Source organism: Legionella spiritensis, assembly GCF_900186965.1.
Classification (GTDB): domain Bacteria; phylum Pseudomonadota; class Gammaproteobacteria; order Legionellales; family Legionellaceae; genus Legionella_C; species Legionella_C spiritensis.
In genome coordinates this window covers 1,895,924-1,921,832 of record NZ_LT906457.1, presented here as the reverse complement: position 1 = coordinate 1,921,832, position 25,909 = coordinate 1,895,924, and the positions used below count along the sequence as shown (strand labels likewise).

The window sequence follows — 25,909 nt, the reverse complement described above, 5'->3', positions numbered from 1 at the left end:
GGAGATGGCACAATGATAGCCGGTCATAAGGAAATGGCGGTTGGATTAGATTCTATTGATGAATATCTGATAAAACAAAAGCTTTCTCCCTATCTTTCCCTGAGAACCCTTTTTGAATTTAAAAACGCCTCTTTCCCTCATTATATTTTTTGTATAGAAGCGGTATTTGAAAGAAAAGGCCCTGAGGCTTGTACGTACCAGAAAATGCTGGCCGAAACATGGTTGTCTCAAGACAGGGTGTTTATCTTTTTAAGTGAGAAGGCACAACGCCTTAAAAACGCCTCTTTGAACCAACTCAAAATCGAATGGTATCACCGGTTATCCGGATCCCTTCAAGATCCGTCCGGAACGTTCCCGCACAAGCTGGCAGTTATTCATTTGTTAAGCGTGCTGTTGGGATTAAAAATAAACAATTTAGTGGATAAAATAACAGGATTTTTAATGACGACGTGGCATTATGAGGATCGCAGCCTGATTGGTGAAGCCTTCAGGAATAGCGCACGCCATTTGTCGCAAGCATCTTGGGATAATTTGATTGATAAGTTAACAAGCCGGTTAACGGGTAAGAACAATAAGGCTTCTGATGCGGCTCTGAACCTCATAGACAGTGTTGTGCTACGCCTGCCACAGGAACAGTTGGAGAAAATTGTTGATGTACTGATGGGACAGTTAATAGTAACAGGCGAGTTACTGGGTAAGGAATATTATGAGTACGATGCTACAATTGTGCAAATCATAAACAAAGCGTTACCACGTTTATCACAGAAACAGTTCGATAAATTGATCGATGAATTAACAGGGCGAATAAAGGATGGGCGAGGGCATGCTCAGTATGATGTTGTAGAAACCATAGAAAATATTGCCCCATATCCTTCACAAAGGCGCTCGGATAAGTTAACAGGATGGACAAATAAAAAGCGAAAATACCTTCATCATGCTGCGGCAGGTCTTATAAAAAAAGTGACCCCGAGCTTTTCACGGAAACAATCAGATAAAGTGCCGAATGACCCTGAAGACCAGGTAAATGATAAGGACAGGGCGGCGGTTCGTTCTGTTGCCTTACAAATCATTAAACGCCTGGCGCCATACTTGTCACAGGAACAATCGGATAAAATGTTTGATAAATTAACAAGCCGGTTAATGCCCAATGATGATGTTAAAGACATTGTGCCAGTCATAAAAATTGTTGCGCCCCGGTTGTCACAGGATCGTCTGGATAGGCTGGTTTCAAGGTTGCCAGAATGGTTCGGATATAAATATGTTTGTCATGATGTCGTGCGAATCATAGAAAATATCGCACCACACTTGTCACAGGAGCAGTCGAGTAAAGCGGTTAATGAATTTGCCGGCTGGCTAGAGTCTCACGATATAGCGGAGGACGCGGCAAGAGCCATAGTGGCTCTTGCACCATGCGCGACTCAGGAACTGTTGGATAGACTGGTAATTGGTTGGACAAAGGATGTAACTACGTATACGCATTTTGAGTTTATACGACTTATAGAAGGCATGGCACCTTTCTTGTCAAATCAACTCGTTAATGAGCTAACAAGCAGGGTTATCCCTATTTATATAGAGACAGAAACATCGTACGAATCCTGGCAGTTCTTGCGCCACATCTGTCACAGGAACAATTTGATAATTTGATTGATATATTAATAAACGACAAATTAAAGGCTTGGGACGAATCTGATCGTCATGCTGCTTTAGAAATTTTAGAACGTGTTGTGCTACGCCTGTCACAGGAACAGTCGGATCAAGCGGTTAATACAATTGCTGAATGGTCACCATTTTATGATATGGCTCTTAACTGTTACGACGCTCGGGCTATAGTGGCTCTTGCACCATGTGTGTCACAGGCGCCGTTGGATAAGCTGGTTAAGAAGGTAATCGGTTGGATAGAAAATATAAATTCGGACATACAACTTCTTATAGAGGGCATTGCACCATTCCTGTCAAAAGAACAAGCGTATCAAATGGTTAGTGAGCTTAATAACCATTATGCTATCTACCAAGTCAAACGAATGGTGGCATCTCTTGCACCACACCTGTCTCAGGAACAACTTGATAGTTTGGTTGATCTGTTACTAAACCAGTTAGTCGATGAGGACAAACATGTCCGCCATGCGGCTTTAGAAATTATAGCAAGTATTGTGAATCGTTTGTCACAAGAACAATTGGATCAAGTGGTTGGTATGCTGACGGGTCAGCTAGAGGGTAAGTATAATTGCCATCTTACCCGGCAAATTATAAAGGAAGCGGCACCAGGTTTGTCACAAGAACTGGGGGATATATTGGTTAACCAATTAACCGGGTTGATGAAGGATAAAGGGGAGTGTGTTTATCATGCTGCCTTACGCATTATAAAAAAAGTCGCACCTCGTTTGTCGCAAGTACAGTCAGGCAAATTGGTTGATGAGTTAAGTGAGTTGTTAACCCATGAGGATATTATCGATGAGGAGGTTGATATTTGCGAAGACGCTGTAAAAATTATTGGCGCTGTTACATTACAATTGACACGGGATAGGCTGGTTGGTGTGATTGAAAATTTTACAAAACTGTTGATCCATGAAAATAAAGCTATTCGTAATGCCGCGGGAGAGGTGTTGTTGGCCTGCATGCCTGACATTGCGGTTCAAGGCATCCCTATCCGTATTCCCGATGTTGATTATCTTGAACCGAGACTGGTGAATTATGTTTTTGAAATGTACAGCCATTGTATTGCAATGATGGCGGCACTAAATAAAAAACCGGCAGAAGATAGCATGAAATTAGTGGACTGTTCCGGGCTAACACATGAAGTCGGGCTATTTGCGAGACGCGCGTCGTCCGGATTTGAAGAAGGTTGCTCAACTTCAAAAACGCCGGCTATTAGCCTGGATGCTGGCTCCGGCGCGTTACCTGTTTCCGCAATATATACTATTTCCTTATAGCCCGTCATGAAAGCCAGCGTAATTGCTAATGTCGCTTTTTACCCCCTTACAAAGACTTGCCGGACTATAATCGGCAACAAGCCCTAACCTTCTCTTAAGCTTCACTCGATATAATGCAATTTATTCCTTTTATTTTATTTATGGAAATCGGCATGATTGAAACATTGAAAGTCACGCTTTTGAAGGGGGACAAAACAGCCTTTAAACAAGAGGTTGTCAACCAGACAGGCCTACATGGCGCTGCTTGCCTTAATGATATTGATGGGGAGGGAAACTCGCTTTTGCATCTTGCGGTCATGAAGGGCGCTTTGCCGTTTGTCAAATGTTTACTGGCTGAAAATGCCGATATAACCTTGCAAAACCATCAAGGCAACACCCCGCTGCATCTTGCCGTACAACAGGGCTATTTTAATATTGTCTACGAAATGCTCGGAATTTCAGCAGCGGCAAAGGACAGAAAAAACAAAATAAAATGGCAGGATAAGGATCGCGGCAATAAAGCAAGTGTACTAAAAGAATCTCAAAAACGTGCGTTGTCATTACTTCATGTGGAAAATAATCAAGGTGAAACGCCGCTTGTTATGGCGGCAAAACTGCAAGACGATCTTGTCTATAAAAAATTATTATTGCTTGAACCGGCCCCTGGTTATAAAAAAGAACATCTGGATAGTGTATCGCGTATACGACAAAAACATGTAGGGCGATTAAAAAGTAAAAGTTTTACAGCCGCCTTGATTGAAACGTTTTGCCCTTCCGCATCCATCGCGGAATTAACGGAGTCGTTTGCCTATAGTGGATTATTGGTGGGAGCCAGTGCCGCGGTGGCTTTGGGAGTGAATATTGGTTTTGCGGTCATCGCCATCCTGGGATTTAGCATCATCATGTATGCTAATTATAAAAAAATGCAATCAGAGAAAAATGCGGTGTGGGAGCTGGAGGAATTGCAAGCGGAGCTGGCTTTGCTGCTGAATATCAGAAAAAGGGTGCAGCAATTGTCTTCACAGCCTTCGCTCACCGTTCAGGAAAGAAAAGAACTGGAATTTATACGCGAGGAATTAAAAAAAACCATTAACAAACCGGAAAGCCTGCAAGGCAATGAAAGAAACGCGGCCGATTTTATAACCGGGAAAGATAAAATATATGTCGCGTTAAGTTCGACGGGCAGTTTTTTATGTGCCTACTCCGGTGCATTGGGGGTCGCGGGGTTAGGCTTGGCCGTGGCTGCACAAATAATGGGAACCAGCCTGGCCGGTCTTATTGTTTTGGCAGGTCCGGTAGGGATTTGTGTGGCGTTAGGGGGCGGCTTATTATTAGCTGCGGCACTGGCGTTTTACCATTATAAAACCCGAAAACAGGACTATATGGTTTTTGGTGAGCAGCGTCAGGCTATTTATAAACTGCAAGACAGTATTTACAGAAAACAGCAAGATATTATTCATGGTCCCGACAACGTTCTGAATAGCATTAATAGCTTGCTGGATAATAACTTATCAGAGCAACCCGAAGAAAAAAGGGCGAGCGCTATTATTGAGCCGGCACGAGATAAATATGATCATGGGCATGGCCCGGATGAGATCTGCTCTATAGAAAGTGGACAACTACAAAGCATCGGACTATTAAGACGAACCCGAAGTTTATCTGAAATTAACAGTTCCGTGCCGGATGCTCGTTGGTCAGGTTTGTTACAAAAGAGCGGTAGCCCGTAAGGAGGCCTGTGGCCGTATTGCGGGTTTCATGTTCAGGAACACAGGCGCATAGCTAAGTGAATGTTATCCCGCATTCCGGTTCTGCCTTCATGGCGGGCTATAGGAAGTTGACCAACCTATCCCAAACAGCACTGTTAGATAAATTACGGTTCTTTTAACCTGCGATGTCAGTTATTAACTGACATAAATGAATAATAGGTCAATTTTTCAAAGGATTTAATGAGCAATACGAAAGAGACAACATTGCATACCAATAATGCCGATGCGAAACCATAACCATAGTACAGTGGCCCTAAATAAAAACTGCAAAAAGTAAAAAGGAAATTCAGCAGGAAAAATAAAAGGGCCATATAAGCGGCTTTTTTGGGCATGTTCAAATAATACAACAAGTTTAACTGGCCAATAAACAAAATCAGTAATGAGGATGCGATAATATCTATACGCAACAGGTAAACAAAAACCGGTGATAACTTAAGCAGATTTAATATCTCAGGAGCCAGAATAATCGTAAATGCCGCAGTAAACGCCTGAACTTTTAACGTGTTAAATATACAGGTCCTTGCCATGGCAACCACTTCGATATGTTTTTCATGGATCTCCTGTAATGTGGCTCCGTCACGAATTGCGTCATAATAACGATGATAATAACGTGAAAAATTGGTTTCTATTTCATAAAAAAACATGGACATACCAGGAATCATAAGTAAAAACGCGATGAATATAGGCATATCGTATACAGGAGAGGCACGTAAGGAGTCGAGGATGGGGAGGCTGGTATTCGGGTTAATCCAAAAACAAAACTTGTCTATCCAGACACCCAGATAAAATAAAAATCCGCCATAGGCCAGAGATTGATATTTTTTCAGAAATTGTATTATTTCCCATCCAAGAAATTTTTTTGACGGATAATTATGCAGCAGAAAAACAAAAAACGCGAGAAGAAGCAAGGTATGGCCAATGCAAAAAGCCAGCATCAAACCGGGCAATTGATAGGAATATAATAAAATGGCCAGAAGAAAAATAATGGCGTAGCTGATTAAAAAGGAAAATAAAATAAAACGGTATTTTTTCAAGCCGGCAAACGCGTTGGAGAACACCCAGATGAGATTTAATTCAACAAAACTGCAGACCAGCAGAATTTTTAACAAAAGGGACTGGTTGGCGAATAACAATTCTATAGATACATAGCCTATTAAGGTCGCGGGAATAGTTAAAATCAATATTGCCGTAAAAAAATTGGGGCAAATTAAATCGAGTTTCTTGTCAAATATGCGATCGGCAATAAAACGGTTCAGGGTATGTTGAAAAATACCACTCAAAATCAGAGAGACGGCAATAAGATAGGTGATTACAACAAGAAACTGAATCGAAAATAAAACAGGACCCAGGCGGTCGTTGAGATAAAAATAAATGGCTATCAGGATACTGATGGATATAATCCATGCGCCGCTGCTTAAAATGCCGGCATAAAGATGGGCACGCAGAAATCCCCAGAATGAATCGTTATCCGTTAATTTTCGTAACTCTATGCCTATTCCTGCCATATGCCCATTGCCGTATTGTATATTTTTCTATAGGAAGACAGCATATCCGTTTGATTGTAATATTTTTCTGCCCGCTTGATACAAACTTCCCGCATTTGTAACCACAAGTCCGGATTATTAAGCAAATTCACAACTTCATCGGCTAGCATGGAGGCGTTAACAATAGATACCACCGAGCCGCACTTACCCAGTGCCTTGTCCTCTTCATCGCGCCCCTCAATAATTTCCCGGCAAGCACCCACAGACGTAGCAATCACCGGGATGCCGGCAGCCATGGATTCCAGCAGAACCAGGGGCATGCCCTCACTGATGGATGATAAAACAAGCACGCCGATTTGAGCCAGGACATCCAGCATGTCTCCTTCCATGACAATTTTGATTTTGTTTTCCAATCCCATTAAGGCGATGTAATCGAGACACTCCTGTTTGTAATCTGGATCATCACTGCCCGCTGTTTTTATCCAGGCTATGATGTCTTTATCCTTTGTTGCCATGATAGCGACGGAACGGATAAATGTTTTTATGTCCTTAATACGAACCACACGCCCCACATAGCAGACTATTTTAGGAACAGGCGTCCCCGGGGGGCGTCTGACGGAAGCGAATTTGGGAATATCAATGCCGTTGGGAATCACTCTGGTTTTATTGCTGTCCGCGCCGGCCGCTTGCTGCTGGATGCTGGCATTTTCGAAGAGACTGATGATCGGATTGGCGTTATGGTAGCAGATGCGGGCAAGCGTATTATAAAAATTGAGCCATAATCGGTGCTGATAGTTAAACGTCTTGACATTGGCAAGTAACCGATCAACTTTGGAAAACATGGTGGTTTGCAATAATTCGATGTTACGTTCCTTGGAGTACAATCCATGCTCGGAAAGTATAAGTGGAAAGCCGTATCGTTGATGTACCATGGCGGCCAGCATGCCGGCATACCCTGTTGATATGGTATGTAAAATTCCGGCCATTGGAACCTGGGGAATTACCTCTTCCATACGCCATAAGGGTGCGTGCATATTGCGTATATTCCAGAAATAATCAATAAAAGCCGGATCGGTGCTGTAATTGCAGTATTGCTCGGAAATATATTGCCAGGCTTCCTCACTATGTAAAAACTGAAAATAATCAAACCCTTTTCCCCGTTCAATCATTTCTCCGATATCGCCAATGGAATCGGATAATCCGATGGGTAACTCATGCGAATTTTTGAAAATATCGTGCATTCTTTTGATATCGTGTAATGTTTTTTTATGGATTTTATTTTTGTGGGGGATGTCGTCCTGATTTTCACTCTGAAATAGATAGACAATTTGCAGGTGAACGAGATTTTCGGGCAAAGGGTAGAGGGGTTCGTCGTATAAGCCCTCATAAGCGCCAAGAAATATAATCCCGAAACGGTATTCGGCAAGATTTTTGATCATCTCAAAAATCCAGGTTGACACACCGCCTTTCACAAAAGGGTAGGTTCCTTCCGCAAAGAGAAGTATATCTACTTGCTTGCTGGCAAAAAGGGTATCAATCATGGGTTTGTCCAGAAAGAGATGATGGGCTGCAACCCAAAGATACCTTTATTACGGCATGCGCAAAGAATCGGCTTGATGTTGGAATAATTACGCTCAAGGTATAAGATTTCAGCCTGATAGGCCAGTATTTTATAATCGGGCGCTTCATTGATTATGGCTAGTTTCAACCAGCTTTTGGCTTCCCGGCTGTCGGATTTCTGCAAGGCGATTTTAGTCAGCAACAAGGGAAGCTCCATATCATCGGGAAGCATTTCCAGGGCTTCTGCCGCATAAAGTTTAATTTTATCAAGGGTCATTGCGAGATTTTCATTAATCACCAGATATTTATAGACTCCTTCCCACAAGGCTTCGGCAATCTGTTTTTTAAACTGAGCCTGAATAATGATATCGTCTGTTTTTTCAAGCTCCAATGTATATGATTTTATCAGTGATAAAAGTTTTCGCTCCTGTTTTTCAATCAGACTATGAGCATAAAGACGAATCTCATCCAAATCATCGCTCAATGCCAACGAATTAATTTTATTTACATTTTTTGAATCAAATTGATTGATGGCCACCAGGATTTTCTGGCGAACCAACTTGGGCAAGACATGCTCCTTGATCAATTTAAACCCGCTGCCTTCACCATAGACAATCCTCTCCGATTGGGGAGAACGTTGATAGTCCGGATAATCGACTGTAATCCACGGACGTATGTTATTTTTCAACGGTTTTTGATAATGAAAAACCAACACCAGCAGAAAAACAAAAAAAACACCTAAAAAAAGCATCGAGATGGCTAGAACATACAGAAAAATAAAGGGCGGAAATGGTTTTGCCTTTAGTCGATGCGGCAATAATGCGGTCATAACATAAACCAATGGTATACAAAACAAACTGTACAATAGCCATATCGGCACAATATTATGGGGATGGGACAGGTAGCTAAGTGATAGCATGGGTCGCTTCTTCTATCAGGTTAATAAGGTGGTCGCTCTCACTTTGCCCTCTGATTTGGTGATAGCGGAACAGCACATCCTGTTTGTTTAACTCAACGCCCAGTTCACTTTTAAACAAGTCGGTCATGCGCTTTTTATACCCAAAAATCCCTTCCATACTGGTTAGCGGCATTAAGACAACAATGAATTGGACTTGTTTAATCGTTAGAACACAAAAACAATCGAGAGCACGTTTTTGCCGCTCTATTAAATAGACGATATTTTGCTGTTGAACACCGGGAGGCACGAGAAAATAGGACAGGGAGCTGTCCACATTGCTGTATTTTTTAAGTTGGATAACGGATCGCAGTTCAGACAGGAAGTCAGGTGAAAAATCAGGAAAATCCTTTAACAGCGGACTGATTTCTCGGATGATCGACCATTGCATGGCAAAATAAGCTGCAAAGACACTAAGTACTTCCAGGTTATCATGTGTTAGTGACCAGAAAGGCATATCCTTGATGATGACAAATCCTATCGTATCGCGTTCGTCATTGAACAGGGGAATGACCGCCAGAAAATCGGTATCATCTTCTTCGGTCAACCTGCTGATGGCCAGATAAGTGGAAACTTTATTATCGATGGCGTTTTTTACCAATGGGTCATTTGGTGAAATCGGGAATTCCTTACCTAAAAACGCAACAGCTTGTATATCTTTATTTTTTTCATTGTATAAACAGAATGCGGCATTGTTAATAGAACAGTATTGGCTGAAAATACCAAGTAGAAACTGACCATTTTCCTCATTTATTTCACAATCATTGCGGATAATATATTGTTTTATTTGAGAAAACGCCTCACGAAAGGATAAAGGTTTAACAATATAGGCCTGCTCTATGTTTTCGTGAGAAATGCGTAGCAGAAAATAATCCCGTGATAAATTCTCCAGGTGTTCACGAACATAATGATTCAGATGCTCCACGTGCCTGATGCGTGATATCCAGTACGAACTGAAAACGCTGGCAAGGGCTGTAAGCCCGGTTATTCCTATGATGTATTCCCTGATGCGAAGATCATAAAATATTTCTTTCGGGAGCTGAAAAATAATAAATAGCAGTATGAGAATTAAAGAACTCATGCCATAGGCTGCGCCGTAGAATAAACTGCAAAAAACAGGCGCGAATATTATCCATGGGACAGGCCCCATGATAGAAAACGGGTCATTGGGGTTTTTAAGGTATATAAGCAGAAGCAGAAGCAAGGTAATCAGGATCGTCTCGATCGACTTCCAGAAACTGCTTCGCCTCTGAACAAGTGCTATGGAAAAATCCTTTTCAAATTTCATTTTTTAATAACTTGGTTGTATTTTTTTGAGTAAATTGTTTAACAGGGATTGCCCAACAACATCCAGTCCGGAACGGCTCGTACCAATAACACTGCCTACGCCTGTCCAGATTGTTTTACCGGTATTGACATTAATCAGGATCAGGCTGACACCTGCTACCGGCTCGCCGTCAAGTCCGACTTTGTAACGCCACTCATTGGTAGCTCCGGTTAGTACGAATGCCATTTTGTTCGCACGCGCCCAGCGAAGGATTTGTTCTCGTGACTTGGTTTCATCAGGACAATAGAGTAGTTTCGCACAGGCTTTGTCGTGCGGATAGGGTTTTATGTTCATGAATCCCTTGACTTGTAATAAACCTGTCAGCATGGATTCAACCTGACGATTGGCCAAAGGGGTTGTAGAGTGGTTGGCCAGGGGACCAACGGCGATAGGGGTGTGCATGGGTAGCGACAGGCGATTACTGACATTCAGATTCAAAGTGGTACAGGCGGCCAGTACCCCGCCTAGTAACGCAGTAAGGCTGAGACGTAATGTAATGTATCGGCCGCGCCTTATAACATCAATGAACGATTTAGAAGTAATAATCATAACTGATCCCTATTAGATATAATATTTGTGATTCCTGTCGCTGATTTGTCAACTGCTGCTGGTTTACCTGTTGCTGGTTCACAGTATATTCAGCATACAACACTAAATGATCACGGCCAAATACGCTAGTGGCAATTCCTCCCTGTGCTACCGCGCCCCAGGTAAAAACCTTGCTGTATATGACGCCAGCTTCGCCGAAAGGTTTCCAGCTATGGGTGTATTGCTTCCTGTATTGCTGCCCGAATCCGAATGTGACTGCTCCGTTAATATCGCTGACGGGCATGTAAAATGCAATCAGGGGATCGGAACCGGCCGGGATCAAGGTCTGAAGCAGTGGGGACAGGGTCCCGGTGTTTGTCTGGTAATTAAGCCATGTTCCATATAAATTGATATTCCAGTCGGGATACTCCAGATAAAAACGATGTTGCCAATGTACATCCAGGGTTTGTCCATCGCCCAGATGCAAGCCATCCTGACCCAGAAATTGATTCATCGAAACTTGCATATCATACAGGTTATAGCTGTCGGTAAAATAATTAAAGCCCAGTTTGAGCTCGTTTTTCATCCCGCCCAGAACAAGATTGGTTGTTTCATCCGCGCGGCTATGATAACCAAGGGTTATATCCATATCCAGTTTGTGTACAAGATTATCACGATGCCATCGATAACTGATGGGGAAAAAATTATCAAGACTCTTCCTTTCTGCCAGTTTAAGCTGCCACCAGCCCCGTTTTACGTATTTGCGCAGCAATATCCCCACCGTTTCATCAACGGAGGGTGTGGTGGCAACAATAGCCCGATCATCGGTGCGTGGAAACCAGGCTCTTGCATATGGTGTGACGGACAGTGAGGGCGTTACAAAAACACGAGCGGATAATCTCGTTATCGGGCCATAGACATTGCCCCAGGTTTGTTCCGCTATACCGGCGGAAATTTTGTTTGATCGCGGTAGCATCGTGTCGATGAACAGATCATACATGTCGGAATCCTGAGGATGCTCTTCCAGTCCCTTGTAGGCTAAATTCTCGGCCAGAGTGAGATTACCGGTGCGGGTGGCCGCGGTGACTCTGTCCCGGTAAGGCAACAGATCCTGGTAATCGGACAAAAGTAATTGCAACAGATCCTGGTCATTGTTTTCAAGAGCCAGCGTTAACTGCATCCAGGGAGCTGTGGCGAGTCCTGTCGCGTTATGGATATTGACAATGTAATTTCCGAGATCATAATTTCTCTGGCCCAGCGCCCAATCCAGGATAAGATCATCGACTTGAGAATTTTTGAACAAATATTGGCTGAACAGTACCATACTGTTGTAGATCATGGATTGTGGTGCGTGGCCGGACATCAATTGCGCTACCAGAAATTGTTGAGTGAAGGGGATTTTATCTATGGGGATCCCGGACAATTGTCCGGATAGCAGGTATATTGCCCGTCTTTGCAGATAGTAGGCTTCAAAATTCCGATCGTTTTGGGTAAACAGGCCGGCTATGTTAATCAGCATGGAGACATCGTTATTAACCGTTGAGCGATGTTGTTTCATGATCCGGAGTGCGTTTTTATAATCACCGATTTGGTTAAGAGCCGAGGAGTAAACTTCCCAGAGAGCGGGTTTAAAGCCGAGTATTCTTGACCAGCGATCCAGCGTATAGGTTAATTGTTTGATGTCATTGTTATCAATTAAAAACCAGAGATAACTGCTTTGTACAATATCCAGGGCAGGCCAGCGTCTGAATATTCTTTGCCATTCGTCATGGGCTTCCATAACAAGTCCGGCATGCTGGATTATGTTAGCGATGGCTATGGAGTCCTGGGGGCGATTTCTCAAGGCGGCCATTTGTTGTGGCGAAAGAGCATCGAGAAAACGTTTTAACTCTTGCCATAAATTTAAGTCAATACCCAGTGAGAGAATGGTTTTTGCCAGATTGATATCGGGATATTGCCGATAAATGATGATCGCGTCGCGGTATGTCCTGGCGCTTTGTCCCTCCAGCTGCTGCATAAATACCAGCTGCAAGGCGGAGGATTTGTCGAGCGATTTGATGCGCAGCAGTTTTTTATAGGCCATTATGGCGGGTCGGATATGGCCTGATAATAAGGAAATGCTTGCGTAATTGTTCCAGAAATTCACCTCTTCGGAAGGTGTTGTGGCTGCCGCTTCGGTATAAAGCTGATAGGCCGCCTGAAAATCACCTCGGGAGGATAGAAGGGACGCCAGCGCCATTTTCGCGTTGTTATCCGATTTATCAATGGCTATGATCCGTTTCAGATAGCGAATCTGCTTATCGGGTTCGTCAATGCCCTCGGTAATCGCCGCCATTTGTCTCAGATAGACAAGGTTATTGTCAACGCCCGCTATTTTTTTCAGCACGCGCAATGCTTTTTGAGGAAACCCCTGCTTTTGGACAGCAATGATGTATTTGAGAAATAGATCGGGGCTGTTAGGATGTTGCTTCATTAAATAGCGTAAAATAGTAACCTGGGCATCGTAGTTGCTTAATTGTCCTGCTAAAGTTAACGCTTTATCCGCGTATTTTTCCGGTTCAATATTATGGTTGATAAAATACAGATATTGATCCAGCGCGACTTCACTATTGCCGCTCCACAGTGATACCTCAGCCAGTTTTTGACGCCATTCAATGCTTTTTGGATCGTACTTGACGGCGGCTTTGGCCACTTTATAGGCAAAGACGACTTCTCCGTTCATCACGAACACACTATGTGCCAACCGATAAATTTTAGGATCATAGCGGGTAAGGTTAATAGTGACTTTGGTACCGTTTTTAATAAACGATATTGTTTCGTCCGACGAATCCGAATCGGTAGGGGCGGGCGAATTAATTGGTATGGCCATCTCACTGCCGCCCTCACCGGCCGCGGCCAGTAAAAAAAGAGGTGGGTTGCCGGATAGTCGGGATTGGGATTTGTTTTCCCGGGAAGGACTCACACCTGGGAAAATCCTGTCGGTTAGAGGAATATGATATTTAACGGGAGTTCCGAGTTGATTTCCGGATTGTTGATGAGTCAGGCGAATGGGGATAATCGCTGATCGGTAATTGTCTTTGTCGTTATCATCCGTTCGGGTTTGTTTTTCGGAAATTTTTTTATCCCGGGCGGGAAAGGCTATAAAATTCTGAGGATTCCTTTTTTTGTCCGGAGATAAACTTGTCGGGATGGATTGGGATTTATGATATCCGGCTGGTTTGGTGAGTAACCGGCGGCTTACTTCATGTAATGTATCTGTGTCCTTAACCGGCCCGATAATGACCCGATAGAGCATTTGTTTTTGGTTAATGGTAACGATGCGTACAGGAATATCGATCCGGTTTGATAACATCGCTTTATATTTTACGGCATTAGGGCGTTTCGAAAAGGAACCGGCCTGTATAGTATACGTAGTGTAAGGATTGTCGTTTTTGAATTGGCCGGCTTGCTCCAGGCCAAAAATAGTTATGGCTTTACGGGTGGGTACAGCTTGAGCCTGTCCCATGAGGAGATAAGCAAAACATATAATGAGAGCGGTCCTTCTCATCTCAGTCATCGGCTCCCTGAAAGGGTTTGATCATTTCCCCGATATCCCTTACGACATGGTGCTAGCTGACATACTTTCGGGAATTGTAAGGACAACAGCACTTATTATACTGATTATTTTGTCAATAAAAACAATATGGAATAAAAAAATAGTTCGAACGCGTTTCCCATTAAAGATAACTGGGCCGCTGTCAGATGTGATAATTTTTTTCTATCAGGCTTTCGCCCTGATTGGTGCGGAACAGTCGAAGGTTGATGACAAATTTATCTTGACACGTTGTTGATCAACTTACTATTCTCATTGTTATTTAACAATAAATTCCAACGCTATTTACCCACTTATGGCAACTTCATGACAAGGACGCATATTTTCGTTTATGCAATGATAGGGCTTTTTCTTTGCCAGACGTCGTTTGCATTGAACGATAATACGCGGGTGGCATTTTATTATGGTAACAATCCTCCCCTGGACGAATTGCACGCGTTTAATGTGGTTGTTGTCGAGCCGCAAAACGATCTGGATCCCAAACAATATAATAATGCCTACAGTGAATTGTACGCTTACGTGCATATCGGTGAAATGGATGCGCATGCAAACTATATAAAGCGGATCCCCGCAGCCTGGCGTAAAGGAAAAAATCCTGCCTGGGACAGTCATATTATGGATTTAGCCAATCCCGGCTGGCGTGATTTTCTGCTCAATGACGTCTTTAAACCATTATGGGAAAGCGGCTATCGTGGTTTTTTTCTGGACACTCTTGATTCTTATGAGCTTTTGAAATTAACCCCACAGCAAAAACAACAGCAACGTGCCGGAATCGTTGATATTATTAAACGAGTCAAGAGCAAATATCCAAAAGCCAAAATTATTACAAACCGTGGTTTTGAGGTATTGGACGCGGTTCATCAGGATGTGGATGCCGTTGCGGCCGAGTCACTGTTTGCAGGCTGGAATCCGCAGAAAAAGCAATACCAGGCGGTTTCAAAAAACGACAGGGAATGGTTGACCGGTAAGCTTGAGACGATCCGCCGCGATTATCATTTACCGGTTATCGTCATTGATTATCTTCCGATAGACAGGCGTGACGAAGCACGAAAGGTTGCCCGGAAAATCAGCGCGTCAGGATTTATTCCCTGGGTTACTGACTGGGATTTGCAGTCTCTGGGAGTGGGAACGGTTGAAGTGATACCGCGCAAGATTTTGCTGTTGTATGAAAAAAACGCTGAGAATGCCAAAAATCCCGCAACGGCTATCGCGGCGTTTGCTTATAGTGCGTTTCCGCTCCAATTCATGGGGTTTATACCTGTTTTACAACCGGTTGATGAGACCTTGCCCCAAGGCGTTTTGAAAGATCGTTACGCGGGAATCCTGACATGGTTTAATCAACCGGTTATCAAGAATCATAAACGGTTGGAAAAATGGTTGACACAACAGATCCAACAAGGCATTCCTGTGGTTTTCATGCAGAATTTTGGGGTGCCGCTCAATTCCCCGTTGTTTAAACGTTTAAATATCACCGTTCGTGAAAACTCAAAGCACATAAGCAAGATTCGGATTAAATATCGTGATGAGAGTATTGGCTATGAAGCTTTGCCGCAGCCGATCCCGGTTGATTTTCTTGGCGTCACCTGTAAAAACGGCCAGGTGCTTTTGCAAGTGCAGGCGGATGACCTGCTGGAGGATGTCATCGTCGTTACGCCGTGGGGAGGGTATGCTTTGACGCCCTATGATATTGTTGTTTTACCTGATAGTGGCCAATCTCGCTGGGTTGTAAACCCGTTTGAGTTTTTCAGGAAAACATTAAAACTCCCCGAGTTTCCTGTTCCTGATGTCACTACCGCAAGCGGCAGAAGAATTCTGAACATACATATCGATGGTGACGCCTTTATTAGCCGCATACCCTGGATGCACGGGAAATTTACCGCGGAAGTCATACTGGAACAAATATTAAATCGTTATAAACTTCCTACCGGTGTCTCCATTATTCAGCGGGAATTTGAGATCATCAAATCCACGCCCAATATCGCCAGGCGCCTCACCAAGGTAGCCAGGCGGATATTCGCATTGCCCTGGGTGGAGATAGCCACGCATACTTATTCCCACCCTCTGGACTGGGCAAATCTTAAGGAAGGTCAACCGAATACGGAATATCTTTCCTACCCCGATAAAAATTATCATTTCAGCTTCCAGAAAGAAATTACAGGCTCCGTGGCGTTTATTAACAAGTTTCTGGCGCCTTCTGACAAGAAGGTTACTGCAATTTACTGGTCAGGAAACAGTAATCCTTTGGAAAAACCACTTAAAATAGCTTATCAGGCCGGGTTAATGAATATTAACGGTATGGCAAAAATTTACATAAACAGCACAAAATCCATCACCAATTTGGGGCCTTTAGGAATTAATACAGGGAAATTTATTCAGGTGTTCGCGCCTATTCCCAATGAGTTTGAATATACGGACAACTGGGCACCTCCCTATTATGCGTTTCAGAATGCTATTCATACGTTTGAATTGACGGACAAGCCCGTGCGTTACAAACCAATATCCATTTATTATCATTTCTACGCGGCGGTTGATCAGGCTTCCTTACGGGCGTTAAAACGTATTTACAAATGGACTGTCAGGCAATTGGTGATTCCATTACAGGTCACGGATTATATTCATAAGGTTTTGGATTTTAATAATACGGTGATTGCCAAAAATATCACTGATGATACGTCGTTGGCCTGGCTTATTGTTAATAACAAGTCATTAAGGGAATTTCGCTGGCCGATTGGACAGGGTGTTCCTGATCTCGCTAAAAGTCGCAATGTGGCGGGGTATAGCGCTATTAATAATGATTACTATATTCATACCGGCAACGCGTGTGATACGTGGATTCGTTTTACCAGTACGCCTCCGACCGAACCCTATCTGGTTGATGCCAACGCAGAAATTACACACTGGCATAGAATAAACAAGGATACGTTTCAATTGTCATTAAAGGGCTACGTGCCGTTAGATTTTAAACTGGCTAATATGAATCAGTGCCTGTTAAAACACAATAATCATGTCTTACAGACGGCTGCGGATAACAATTACTCTTTAAAGGATGCGCATTGTGGAACATTTGAGATACATTGTACCCGATGAATTGCATATCAAACATGAAAAGCGGTTAATGTCCTATTGGTTATTAGCCAGCTTTTTTTTATTGGTTTCAGGTTGCCTTGTCTACCTGTTTCCCGGACAGTCACTAATCCTGACGCTGACGCACCAGGAATATATATCCGAAGTCGATGTCGGTTATAGCATTTTATTGCTGAATCGTGACGGTGGTACGCCAATCACATTCCGGGAAATAAAAAGACATCCGTCCGTCATTATCAAACAGTTGGAAGATGATTTAATTGACCCTGATCTTAATCATCTTTGGGCGCAATATATCATTCTCAAAATGATTGCCTATGCTCCCGAAGTAGACAAAAAACTAAAACGGCAGGCCAATCGGGTCTTGCTTGATTACTTGAAGACATTTCAAAAAAAACAGACAACCTTTAACCAGGATATCGTTTTGGTTCGTGATGCGTTGGCCATTAATAATGCAGGAATGGCTCTTTATTTTTATGAACGGGCCCTTGCAAAAAATCCTGAACAGGATGTGTATTTTTACGCACACGTTGGCGAAACCGCGTTATGGGCACAACAGTGCATTAAAAGTGCGCATTACTATTTTATTGCCCAGGATAAAGCCGCGACCATCAATGATAAACGATATTTTTATATTCTGGCGGTGAAAATTCTTTTTGAATGTGAGAAATATGATCTCGCTTTGTCCGCTATCGATAAACACATTGATGGGTTGATTGATGACGAGCTAACCTATCAATTACTGACTGATATGGCGATAAGAGCGAACAAACCTGAAAAAGCCCAGGATTTTTTATTAAAACTTTTACAATTAAAAGAAAAATAATCGGGTGAGGTGCTACATGACCTGGCCCGTTGTCGCGGCAATAATAAATAGGCAAGACAACGGTAATGAAACGTTGTACCAGGTTCTGAGCATCAAATATTAATCAATTCAAGTATCATAAAAGAAAATTCTGCGCAACCCCGTCGCGACGGGGATATCCAAAAATTTAAAAATAACAATAATATCGCATCCTGAAACACGAAAGATTACACAGGGTTTCAGGAAATTCCTGTTCATTTAAAAGGCTAATGAAAGGGTATTTTTAACTGTTATTTTTATTAAAAAAGGAGAATAAAATGACGCATAATAAGGAACGTGTTTTCGCCTATAATCTCGCTAAAACGATATCTAATGACGATCTGGAACAGGTATCCGGCGGATCATCGCAATGGACTTCAAAACAAACGGTACAAGCTACCGGTGGAAGCGGGCAGGGTGTTGATGCCAGATATGATGTTTCAGTGGACTGGTAAGGAGATAAATTATTTAGATTGAACAACGAGGGCCGCGTGGATTCAAAAAAATTGATCATGCGGCCCAATACAAAGATGATTGTTCATGTATTTTTTATTTATAAATATAAGGAAAAGGGAAATGAAGTTTTTAATCCCTACGGAGCCGGATGACAGTCATGCCCTGCTTGTGAAAATGGCATTGGAAAACATGGGACATTATGTACAGTGTCTATTTACAGCTGATCAACCTACATTATTAAAAAATTCGGCATACGTTGATCAAACCGGATATCGTTGGAAAAGTGCTGATGATTATGAGTCTGTTCTCCATGAAAACTATGAAGTAGTATGGTGGAGAAGGGCAAGAAAACCCTATATCCCGCAGCATAAAACTCATCCCGGAGATTATAAATTCGCTCTCAGGGAAAATACATTATTTTATGAGTCATTAACCGATAATATGGCGCCAAATTCCTGGTGGGTTAATCCTAAGGGAGCAGCGAACAAGGTTAATTCAAAACTGTATCAACTTAATATGGCAAATGAATGTGGCATGGATATTCCAATCACATTATGCTCAAATGATCCGAAGGAAATTCGTAATTTTTTATCAAAATATGAGGAATATGGCGTTATATACAAACCATTATGTTCTAATTTTTGGTTTGAAGAAGAGCAGGTGAAAATTTCGTATACTTCCAGTATTAATTTTAAGGATCTACCTGATAATCACATTTTACAATTGGTTCCCGGAATTTTTCAGATAGAAATTGAAAAAATATTTGAACTGAGGGTTACCTGTTTTGGTGATTATATAGTTGCTGCCAAACTGCATTCCCAGATTCATCCGGATGGAAAAATAGATTGGCGAGCCATACCAGAAGGAGAGATGATTATTGAGCCTTATAGATTACCACCTGATCTGGAAGACAAGATCAGAGTATTCATGCACAAAACAGGAATTGTTTTTGGTTCGTTCGATTTTATTGTGACCCCCTGCGGCAGACATATATTTCTGGAGGTGAATGAGCAAGGACAGTTTCTATGGATTGAGGAATACAACCCTGATTTTAAAATGCTGGATATGTTTGTTCGTTTTCTGTTGAGCAGAACAAGGCGATTTCATTGGAATCCTCAAAAAACGGAACATACCATAGCTCGTTATCAATACGAAATGAATCGTGCAATATGTGTAAACATGGAACGTCATATCGATTTAAATTGCGCGAAAATCCATAGTGAATAAGGAAAAGTGATAATGAAAAAACTGGTTTTTTGTCTCTGCATTTTTATATCCCTGCATGTCAATGCCAAAAACATTATAGATATGTATGGGAGCGAGCCGGAACAGGCGGATAAATTTATAAAAAAATATGGAAGTCAGGTGGGTGAGATTGAAAGTCAATTATTAACAAAATTTAAGGAAATCAATCAGGATGATAAAAATGGCGTTAATGATCAGTTGGAAATAATTTTATTAAAAAGAAATCAATTATTAGAGCAAATCAAGAAAGAGGGTGATTTCCTTTTTGTAAATTTTAATACCATTTTTTATCCTGATGATGAAAACCAGTACACAACCATCGAAGTGGTTAAAAGGAATGATAAAAAACGACTTCGTTTTATTAATACAAGTGCTATGGCTGTTTATCAGCCCGGAAATGATTTAATAAATACCATGATTGATTTTGAAAATCTTGAACTACAGCTCATGATTAATAAGAAATTGAATAGCAAACAGTTATCCTGCCCGGTATTTCATTGCGTAAGTGGTTTCCATCATAAAAAGCTGAAACCCTATTTGAAAATCTTTAATGATGGCGCCATCAAAGAAAAAAAACTGATTGTTGACACGTTAAACCAGGATCCGGATCCCGAACGAAGGGCAGCGGCAGCGTTTTTAATGGGGCATTTTAAAGATCCCAAAGAAATCATATCCTTGCTTTTACCCCATGTGACCGATAAAAACAGCAAGGTTAGAAATAATGTCATTCGTGTGATAGGTGGAACGATGTCCAAATCCGGCATCCATGATATTGATGTAAATCCTTTTATTGAATTACTGGATTCGCCCGAAAATACGGACAGAAATAAAGCTTTTTATGTGTTACTTAACGCTGCTGAATCGGATAAGGCTAAAAAATTAATTATTCAAAAAGGAGGAAAAAAAATATTGAAATTATTGCAATTAAATCAACCTAATAACCATAAGCTGGCTTACGAGTTATTACAAAAAATAAGCAGCAAGAATTATGATGACGGCAATGTGGTTGCCTGGGAAAACTGGCTGCAAACTTGCGGTTAATCAAACGGTTGGATAATTGTATTCGGAATTAGGGATGATACGTTAATAACAACAAGCTTGATGATAAACGGAATAAAGTCCAGCTTGAATTACAGAGGAAAATAACATGGAAAAAAAACAAGAGCGAGTCCTGGCCTATGGATTATCAACAGAAATTAGAGACAGTGATATACAGGAGGTATCCGGAGGCGTGGCAAATATGTCCCGTATCGTGACATGGTATTACAGCGGCGAAAAAACAGGGGGGCATATGGCCAAGGATATTGATTATGATTTGTAACTAACCGTTTGGATATCAAATAATATTTGAATGTTAGGTTATGAATCTTATTTCCGGATTTGCCCCTGGCTCATTTAAAAGGATGCTTTTTTGAATAAGACGGGGAAAACATGGCTCTGAGTATAATTATTTGCAGTGTTTTCATGAGTTTTAATCTAAAAAATCATGTGTAAATCCGGGTTTTATAGCATTTTTATAAGGAAATATTTGTTTTATGAATGTCTTAATAGCTACCGAACCGGATGATACCCATGCCATGCTTGTTAAATTGGCTCTGGAGCGCAAGAATCATTCCTGTTTTTTATGGTATCTGGCTGATTTTCCCACACAGCAAACCAATTCTGTTTATTGTTCCAATTCACATCATTCATGGACGACCAATAGTATTTATGGTTTATCAAAAAAAATAGAACCGGAGCAATTGGATGTCGTATGGTGGAGAAGACCAAGACGGCCCTACATCTCTGAAAATTCGCACAAAAATGATTTGGAGTTCATTAGAAAGGAAAATCATATATTTTATGAATCCATTCCATTGGAAATGGCCAAAGGCCCATGGTGGATTAATCCCTACGATAGTATTAAATACGCCTCCTCAAAGATATATCAATTAAAACTGGCTGTTAAGACCGGATTTAAAATACCGGATAGCTTGATTTCAAATTCACCCGAGGATATTAAAAGGTTCATTGGGTCTCATGAAGATGAGGAGGTAATTTATAAAGGTTTTGGCTCCCATTACTGGTATGAACATAATCAATTAAGATTATCCTACACCAAACCGGTGACGGTAAACGATTTACCTGATGATCAGATCCTCCAGCTAACCCCGGGTATTTTTCAAAAAAAATTACAAAAAAAATATGAGTTACGGGTCACTTGTTTTGGTGATTATATTGTAGCAGTAAAAATTGACTCTCAAAAGCATCCTGAAGGACAGATGGACTGGCGTCAAATTCGTCCTGGAATATTGCCGATAAAACCTTATATTTTGCCGGAGTCTATTGAACATACGATACGTGTCTTTATGAGAAAACTCGGCGTGGTCTTTGGATGTTTTGATTTTATAGTAACACCCGATAATGACATTCATTTTCTTGAAATTAATCAACAGGGTCAATTTTTATGGATTGAAAAATTGCTTCCCGAGATTCCCATGCTGGATGTTTTTGTTCGCTTTATTCTGGAAAAAACAAACCGTTTTCAATGGGAACCGAATGGTAGAATTATCAGGATGACTGATCTGGAACTTGAGGCAGAGAAGATAATCCGGGAAAAAATAAACAACCATATTTATCTTAATGGTGTTCGTAATACTGGCTGAAAAAGGAAAAGATATTGGATTCTGTTCATGTCGTTTTTTACCATTTTTATATGGGAGAAATTTACATAAAAGAAACCAGGTACTCTTTCCATGTCATGTTGTTCAGTCGGCAACATTGGTTATGCGTGTTGAGATATTTATAGAAAACTACACGCCCTGATTATCGTTTCATTGATATGAGTAAGTTGTGGATAGTTTGTTTAGAAAAGAAGTTATTGAAAGCAGAAGCAATCAGGCGTATGGCTCTGTTTTCATAAACGAACCGCCAAAATACAAAACAATATTAATTGGTTATGCCGCATTAATTGTCATGATCGTTGTATTTTTTATGTTTGCTGAATTTACCGAGAAATTTATAGTCTCGGGATTTCTTAATTCCAGTCGACCTTCCGTCCAGGTTTATCCCAGGATAAACGGTATTATTACAAACAGTTATCACCACCAGGGAGACAGGGTTAAAAAGGGAGAGCCATTATTTTTGATCAATACTTCGTATACGGAGTTTAAAAGTGACATGCGCGAGATAGCGTTACAATTACAAAATAGAAAAGCAGCCATAGAAGAGGAAATCGTTTACAAGAAAAAACTTGCTCACTCACTGGAACCTTTATTACAAAAAAAATACGTTGCCATTACGGAATATAACCGAATAAAGGAAGATATTGCGGAACTTGAGAACAGACGCAATCTCGTTGAAATAGATCGGATTAAAAATGAACAAAGTAAATCTTATGTCCTTAAGTCTCCTATAGATGGTGTGATCTCGAATGTGTTGTACCGGGAAGGGCAATACATCAATACAGCCAAACCGCTTGCCAAAATTATACCCGCCGAGTCGAAACTGGTGGCTGAAATATTTGTTCCAGCCAGACAGGCAGGATTTTTACGCAAGGATAGCCCGGTGATTATTCGTTACGACGCTTATCCCTATGAACGATTCGGAACCTACAGGGCCGTGATTGAGGACATCAGTCAAAGTGCTATGACCGATGAGGAGGAAGAAAAACCGATAAAAATCGGTGAACCTTATTATAAGGTTACCGCCCGATTAAAAAAACAGTCTGTGATGCTTTATGGCAAGCGGGAAACCATGAAACATGGTATGACCTTGTCAGCCGTCATAGTGGGTTCAAAGCGAAAGGTATGGCAATGGGTTCTTGACCCTGTATACAGTTATTATGGGGTGTTATTCAAATGAGTTTTACAAACGCAGTCCTTCAATTTAAAAAATCGCCAAAATTACCTGTTATTCTGCAAGATGAAATTGGAGAATGCGGACATGCCTGTGTAGCGATGATCAGTAATTTCTGGGGGCATAAACTTGATTTGCACGCATTGCGAAAAATGAACAACCCGTCTCAGCGTGGTATTTCCTTGCTGGTTGTAAAAAATTTACTGGAAACTATCGGCTTTTCAACAAGGGCATTAAAAGTATCTCTTGAGCAGATTGGGCAAATAAAAACACCGGCAATCCTGCATTGGGATATGAATCATTTTGTTGTTTTGAAAAAGATGAAACGGGATGGCGTGGTGATCCACGATCCCGCAACCGGTATCCGATATTGCTCTATGGACGAACTGTCCAGTTCTTTTACAGGCATCGTTCTTGAGGTTGAGAAATCAGAGCATTTCGCAAGGATAAAAGATACCAGCAAACTGAGTTTGTTTTCGCTGGTAAAAACAGTGGTCGGGATCAACCGATATATTCTGTTACTAATCCTGTTATCGCTTTCTATTGAAATACTGGGTTTGTTAAATCCATTGTTTGTGCAATACGTGACTGACGATGTGGTGGGGACCAGTAATAGCAATAATCTGCATATTATTGCCTGTGCGTTTATTATTTTAGTGTTGATACAGGCGTTTACGGAATATATTCGAGGCAATATGGTGATTTATTTATCGAATAACTTAACCGAACAATTTTCGGCGAATGTTGTGAGGCACTTGTTGACGTTGCCTTTACAGTATTTTGAGAAACGACATAAAGGAGATATTCAATCCAAGTTTCAGGCAATAGATCAGATCCAGAAAAAAATAAGTACGGATTTCGTTAATGCCGTACTGGATGGCTTGATGATAGTCATTAATCTTGTGGTTATGATTATCTATAGTCGTTTTTTGACTTTGTTGGTTGTGATGGCGTTGTTTCTATATCTTGCCATTCGATATCTATCGTATCATTCCCTGAAAAAACAAACCGAATCCTCAATAACGCAACATGCGAAAACCGCATCCGTTTTTCTGGAAACGTTGCAGGGCATTATTCCGATCAAATCTTTTCTCAAGGAAAAAATGCGGTTTAACGCATGGAGGAATAGCAATATCCATTCGTTGAATGCGGATATCAAGGTTTCCCAGATACACCTTCTCTACAATATTGTGAATCAACTGATATTTCATATCGAGCCTGTTTTGGTGATATGCGCGGGTGCATCATTGATCTTGAAAAATGAATTTTCGGTAGGGATGCTCATTGCGTTCCTGTCTTATCGGTTGATGCTGGTTAATAAAGCGGCGTCTTTCATTCAGAATCTGGTCGACTATCAATTAATCTCGATACAATTGAGTCGCTTGAGCGATATCCTGTTACAGGAACCGGAAGTACTGGATAACGTTTCCTGCTATCGTCAACCGGCGCGGACAGCTGGTACTCTTAGCCTGAGAAATGTTACTTTCAAGTACAATGACAATGAAAAAAACATTTTAAATAATATTAACCTGACCATAAATCCCGGCGAAAAGGTGGTTATTGTCGGACCATCGGGTTGCGGTAAATCAACGCTACTGAAAGTCATGATGGGGTTACTGAGCATCAGCAGCGGTGATATATATCTGGATAATGTCTCCATCAGGGATATTGGTATTTTGAATTACCGTAATTTAACGGCTTCCGTCATGCAGGACGATGTATTACTGACCGGCTCCATCAGAGATAACATCTCGTTTTTTGATGAAGGGGATGTCTCAATGGAGGTTATCCATCAAGCCGCAAAACTGGCCAGTATCCATGACGTTATCCTCAAATTACCCATGGGGTACGATACGATGGTTGGTGAAATGGGGTCAACGCTGTCTGGTGGTCAAAAGCAGAGGGTATTGCTGGCGCGAGCATTATATAAAAAACCTAAATTACTGTTTCTGGATGAGGCAACCAGTCATTTGGATGTCGATAATGAAAAGCGCATTAATCAAGCATTAAAGTCACTGGAGATCACCCAGATAAGTATTGCGCATCGTGAAGAGAGTATTCGTATGGCTGATCGGATCATTAATCTGGATGCAATAAACGTCACATCGTGAATGCCGGGAATCAGGCACGTTTTCCATGTCACTGTCCATGACAGGCGCGATAAACGACATATAGTTATTAAAAATCATTATCTCTTGTTTTTTAGGGTGGGGATGGTGATACATTCCATTTTTATATGGAACAGGGTTTGATTTGAACGCCCTCATTGATTTTCATCAAAATTAACTATAATTAATAAAATACCCGATTACCTGACAGGGC

General features: G+C 41.4%; 18 protein-coding genes. 12 read left to right on the top strand and 6 right to left on the bottom strand.

What is annotated here, in order from left to right; all coding sequences use genetic code 11:
• Positions 1–12 precede the first annotated feature (12 nt).
• The 3 genes from CKW05_RS08660 (at position 13) to CKW05_RS08650 (ending at position 4,636) form a co-directional block, all read left to right on the top strand.
• Entirely contained in the window at positions 13–1,644 is a 1,632-nt protein-coding gene (locus tag CKW05_RS08660; protein ID WP_058484216.1) for a hypothetical protein, read from the top strand.
• The gene (locus tag CKW05_RS08655) at positions 1,641–2,930 is read left to right on the top strand and encodes a hypothetical protein (RefSeq protein WP_058484217.1); all 1,290 of its coding nucleotides are present in this window, start codon (positions 1,641–1,643) and stop codon (positions 2,928–2,930) included. Before CKW05_RS08660 ends, CKW05_RS08655 begins: the two co-directional genes overlap by 4 nt.
• A gap of 152 nt (positions 2,931–3,082) precedes the next feature.
• The gene (locus CKW05_RS08650) at positions 3,083–4,636 is read left to right on the top strand and encodes an ankyrin repeat domain-containing protein (protein ID WP_082642833.1); all 1,554 of its coding nucleotides are present in this window, start codon (positions 3,083–3,085) and stop codon (positions 4,634–4,636) included.
• A 167-nt stretch (positions 4,637–4,803) separates the two neighbouring features.
• Here CKW05_RS08650 and pelG read toward each other — a convergent pair whose 3' ends face one another.
• Genes pelG through CKW05_RS08620 form a run of 6 tightly spaced genes read right to left on the bottom strand, consistent with a single transcriptional unit; the run spans position 4,804 to position 14,076 of the window.
• The gene (gene pelG, locus CKW05_RS08645; RefSeq protein WP_058484218.1) at positions 4,804–6,180 is read right to left on the bottom strand and encodes an exopolysaccharide Pel transporter PelG; all 1,377 of its coding nucleotides are present in this window, start codon (positions 6,178–6,180) and stop codon (positions 4,804–4,806) included.
• On the bottom strand, positions 6,168–7,700 hold the full coding sequence (gene pelF / locus CKW05_RS08640) for a GT4 family glycosyltransferase PelF (RefSeq protein WP_058484219.1): 1,533 nt from the start codon (positions 7,698–7,700) through the stop codon (positions 6,168–6,170). The genes pelG and pelF overlap by 13 nt, the downstream gene beginning before the upstream one ends.
• Positions 7,697–8,638: a hypothetical protein gene (locus CKW05_RS08635; RefSeq protein WP_133141143.1), complete on the bottom strand. Its 942-nt coding sequence runs from the start codon at positions 8,636–8,638 to the stop codon at positions 7,697–7,699. The genes pelF and CKW05_RS08635 overlap by 4 nt, the downstream gene beginning before the upstream one ends.
• Positions 8,625–9,962: a PelD GGDEF domain-containing protein gene (locus CKW05_RS08630; protein WP_058484221.1), complete on the bottom strand. Its 1,338-nt coding sequence runs from the start codon at positions 9,960–9,962 to the stop codon at positions 8,625–8,627. Before CKW05_RS08630 ends, CKW05_RS08635 begins: the two co-directional genes overlap by 14 nt.
• A gap of 3 nt (positions 9,963–9,965) precedes the next feature.
• On the bottom strand, positions 9,966–10,550 hold the full coding sequence (locus tag CKW05_RS08625) for a hypothetical protein (RefSeq protein WP_058484222.1): 585 nt from the start codon (positions 10,548–10,550) through the stop codon (positions 9,966–9,968).
• Positions 10,534–14,076, bottom strand: a complete 3,543-nt coding sequence (locus CKW05_RS08620; protein WP_162264432.1) for a tetratricopeptide repeat protein — start codon at positions 14,074–14,076, stop codon at positions 10,534–10,536. The genes CKW05_RS08625 and CKW05_RS08620 overlap by 17 nt, the downstream gene beginning before the upstream one ends.
• A 351-nt stretch (positions 14,077–14,427) precedes the next feature.
• Between CKW05_RS08620 and CKW05_RS08610 the strand changes: the two genes are divergently transcribed.
• From CKW05_RS08610 to CKW05_RS08580, 9 genes are all read left to right on the top strand, one after another.
• Complete coding sequence (locus CKW05_RS08610; RefSeq protein WP_058484225.1) at positions 14,428–17,208, top strand: bifunctional glycoside hydrolase 114/ polysaccharide deacetylase family protein; 2,781 nt, start codon at positions 14,428–14,430, stop codon at positions 17,206–17,208.
• Positions 17,177–18,031 carry a hypothetical protein gene (locus CKW05_RS08605; protein ID WP_058484226.1) on the top strand — a complete coding sequence of 285 codons (855 nt, stop codon included), beginning with the start codon at positions 17,177–17,179 and terminating at the stop codon, positions 18,029–18,031. Before CKW05_RS08610 ends, CKW05_RS08605 begins: the two co-directional genes overlap by 32 nt.
• A 296-nt stretch (positions 18,032–18,327) precedes the next feature.
• Positions 18,328–18,504 carry a bacteriocin gene (locus CKW05_RS15325; RefSeq protein ID WP_126338227.1) on the top strand — a complete coding sequence of 59 codons (177 nt, stop codon included), beginning with the start codon at positions 18,328–18,330 and terminating at the stop codon, positions 18,502–18,504.
• An 85-nt stretch (positions 18,505–18,589) separates the two neighbouring features.
• The gene (locus tag CKW05_RS08600) at positions 18,590–19,732 is read left to right on the top strand and encodes a hypothetical protein (RefSeq protein WP_157737719.1); all 1,143 of its coding nucleotides are present in this window, start codon (positions 18,590–18,592) and stop codon (positions 19,730–19,732) included.
• 12 nt (positions 19,733–19,744) lie between these two features.
• Complete coding sequence (locus tag CKW05_RS08595; protein WP_058484228.1) at positions 19,745–20,791, top strand: HEAT repeat domain-containing protein; 1,047 nt, start codon at positions 19,745–19,747, stop codon at positions 20,789–20,791.
• Positions 20,792–20,897: 106 nt separating this feature from the next.
• Positions 20,898–21,071, top strand: a complete 174-nt coding sequence (locus CKW05_RS15320; protein WP_156413340.1) for a hypothetical protein — start codon at positions 20,898–20,900, stop codon at positions 21,069–21,071.
• A 214-nt stretch (positions 21,072–21,285) separates the two neighbouring features.
• Positions 21,286–22,395: a hypothetical protein gene (locus CKW05_RS08590; RefSeq protein WP_058484229.1), complete on the top strand. Its 1,110-nt coding sequence runs from the start codon at positions 21,286–21,288 to the stop codon at positions 22,393–22,395.
• 187 nt (positions 22,396–22,582) lie between these two features.
• On the top strand, positions 22,583–23,593 hold the full coding sequence (locus CKW05_RS08585) for an HlyD family secretion protein (RefSeq protein WP_058484230.1): 1,011 nt from the start codon (positions 22,583–22,585) through the stop codon (positions 23,591–23,593).
• Positions 23,590–25,698, top strand: coding sequence for a peptidase domain-containing ABC transporter (locus tag CKW05_RS08580; RefSeq protein WP_058484231.1), 2,109 nt, complete (start codon positions 23,590–23,592; stop codon positions 25,696–25,698). The genes CKW05_RS08585 and CKW05_RS08580 overlap by 4 nt, the downstream gene beginning before the upstream one ends.
• The last annotated feature ends 211 nt before the right edge of the window (positions 25,699–25,909 follow it).